Genomic DNA, 2,670 nt, shown 5'->3' on the forward strand with positions numbered 1-2,670 from the left:
CCGCCGCAGCGTGCGCGCCATCTGATCCTGGTCAAGTTCAGACCACGGCCAGGCATGCACCCGGGAGGGTGAGGCTGCCGACTTGCGCTGAATCAAATTTCACCCGGGGTGACCCTGATGCAATGGACCCATGGCGAATCGCAGGACGCGTCGCCAAGGCAACCTGCAAGAAGGATCACACCATGAAAAACACCTCCGCTCTGACCCGCCTCGCCCTGGCCGCTGTCGCTGCCGCATCGCTCGCCGCCCCCGTGGCATCGCAAGCCGCTGAAGGCCCCTGGCTGGTGCGCGCACGCGCCGTGAACCTGGATCCGGCGAACAAGGATTCCACCGGCCTGGACCTCAACGTCAACAGCAAGGTGATCCCTGAGCTGGACATCACCTACTTCTTCACCCCGAACATCGCCGCAGAGCTGGTGCTGACCGTGCCCCAGAAGCACGACATCAAGGCCGGTGACACCAAGATCGGCTCGCTCAAGCACCTGCCCCCCACGCTGTCGGTCCAGTACCACTTCCTGCCGACGTCGAACTTCCGTCCCTATGTGGGCGTGGGCGTGAACCTGACGCTGTTCTCCGACGTTGACTTTGATCCGGCGGTCCGCGCGGCCCTGCAACCTTCGGTTGAAAGCAAGAGCTTTGGCATGGCCTATGGCGCTGGCTTCGACTACAAGCTGACCGAGCAGGTCTACCTGAACGTGGACGTCAAGAAGGTGCACATCCACGCCAAGGTCAAGGCCTTCGGTGAAGACGCCGGCACCCTGAAGGTCAACCCGGTGCTGTTCGGCATCGGCATTGGCTACCGCTTCTGATCTTCGCTGCCGCTGATGGCGGCAACTGAAAAAGGCTCCCTCGTGGAGCCTTTTTTGTTGGCGCTTTGGTGGGGCTGCGCGCACCATCGACTTCGCGCTGCGGGCTGGCGCACGCCCATGAAAAAAGCCCCCGGAGGGGCTTTTTCGGGACCGTGCCGAGCAGGGTCTCAGTCGTTGGCGGCTTCGCGGCGACGGCGAGCCATGGTGCCCATGGCCAGCAGGCCGGCGCCCAGCAGGGCGTAGGTCGAGGGCTCGGGCACGGCCGGGGTCGGGACCACGGTGCCGATTTTGATCGACTTGATCATATCGGCGATATAACCGTAATCGCTGGGATCGAGCTCGGCCGAGACCAGGAAGGACTTGAAGCTGTCAGCCAGCACGAAGCTGGAAGCGTCCAGACCGATGGAGCGCTTGACCGAAGAGGTGCTCACGGCCAGGCCGTTTTCTTCGCCGAAGCTCGAGGTCACCACGGTGGCGGTCAGCAGTTCCTGGTTTTGCAGGTTCAGCAAGGGCAGCACCGACGAGCCAACCAGCAGGTTGCCGGTCAGGGTGCTGGTGCCCACGTCGAAGCTGAAGTTACTCAGGGTGATGCTGGGGTTCAGCGTCTTGGTGAATTTCAGGCCGGCGGCGTCGACGAAGTCGATGTCGATGTCGATGGGGCCGTTGTTGACAGGCAGGTCCACGCCCTGCACAGCCACGCCAGACAGCACGCCGGTGGTGCTGCTGTAGGTGGCGCCGCCCACACCCGACGGGGTGTAGCCGTTCAAGGAGGCGGAGACAGCGGCCTTGTCGACGGTGACGGTGGCGCTGATGGCGTTGAAGGACTGAGCGGCAGCAAAGGCGTTGCTGGCGGCGACGGCAACGGCGACGGCTGCAATGTGCTTGAGGTACGTCATGTTCAGGGATCCTTGTTTCGTTTGAAGGGGGACCGCTCTGGAGGCGATCTGTTCAGGCATGACCTATCTTCCCTGCCGATTCCCTTTGCGCGACTAGGGTTCACACGGGATCCCCCCGTGACTGAGGGCCGTCAAACGGGCCACGTGTCGTGTTCTGTTACCACGGCGACCAAGGGTTGGTCGTGCGCGGCGGGTTGCAGGGCCCCGCTCGGCAGTTTCGCCTGGCCCCAAGCCACGCCCAAAGCCGTCACCTCGGGGTGGGCCGCCAGGTAGCGGTCGAAGTAGCCGCCGCCGTAGCCCAGGCGGTGGCCGTCTTCGGTGAAGCCCACGCAGGGCACCAGGATCACGTCGGGCACCAGGGGCTTGCCTTCGCCGGTCGGGATGCCGCAGCCGTCGCGGCGTGTGGGCTCGGCGCCGTCCCAGGGCAGGAAGTGCATGGCCACCGGGGACTTGCTGGCCTCGGGCAGGGCCAGTCGTGTGCCCCAAGCCCGCTGCGCCTGGCAGGCGATGTTCCTTGGGTTAAATTCGCCTTGAATCGGCCAGTACACGCCCAGGCACATGGGCTCCAATTGCTCGAGCACGGCCCACAATCGCGCCTCCAGCCCAGCCTGTGCTGCCACAGCGGCTTCCGTGGTGGCCCAGTCCCGACGAGACTGGAGCAGCTGGCGTCGCCAGGTGGTGCGGTCATCGCCGCTGGTGGGGGCTTCGGACATGGTCGACAACAACAAGAAAAGGTCTGACAAGTGAGAACTGCGCGCAAGTATGCGTCCCGAGTCCGCCATCGCGCGCTCGCCCTGGTGGCCGGTGCGACCTGCCTGATCACGGCCGGGTTGCCGACGGCGATGAGCCCCGTGACCTTGCTGGTGGGCGCCCCCCTGCTGCTCACGCAGGGCGTGGCACAGGCTCAGCTGGGGCAGGGCGCCGCCAGCGACGACCGCCTGCTGGGTGACGCCCGCGAGGCCTGG

At 65.2% G+C, this 2,670-nt stretch carries 3 protein-coding genes; 1 reads left to right on the forward strand and 2 read right to left on the reverse strand.

What is annotated here, in order from left to right; genetic code table 11:
- Positions 1–182 precede the first annotated feature (182 nt).
- A complete protein-coding gene (locus B2W70_RS11840; RefSeq protein WP_058089037.1) occupies positions 183–809 on the forward strand; it encodes an OmpW/AlkL family protein in 627 nt (208 codons plus the stop codon).
- A 167-nt stretch (positions 810–976) separates the two neighbouring features.
- Here the strand turns inward: B2W70_RS11840 and B2W70_RS11845 are convergent, their stop codons facing one another.
- A complete protein-coding gene (locus B2W70_RS11845) occupies positions 977–1,705 on the reverse strand; it encodes a PEP-CTERM sorting domain-containing protein (RefSeq protein ID WP_286745933.1) in 729 nt (242 codons plus the stop codon).
- A gap of 131 nt (positions 1,706–1,836) precedes the next feature.
- Positions 1,837–2,418: a 5-formyltetrahydrofolate cyclo-ligase gene (locus B2W70_RS11850; RefSeq protein ID WP_058086788.1), complete on the reverse strand. Its 582-nt coding sequence runs from the start codon at positions 2,416–2,418 to the stop codon at positions 1,837–1,839.
- Between the last annotated feature and the right edge of the window lie 252 nt (positions 2,419–2,670).

It is taken from the genome of Aquabacterium sp. UBA2148 (genome assembly GCF_002328915.1).
Lineage (GTDB): Bacteria > Pseudomonadota > Gammaproteobacteria > Burkholderiales > Burkholderiaceae_C > Aquabacterium > Aquabacterium parvum.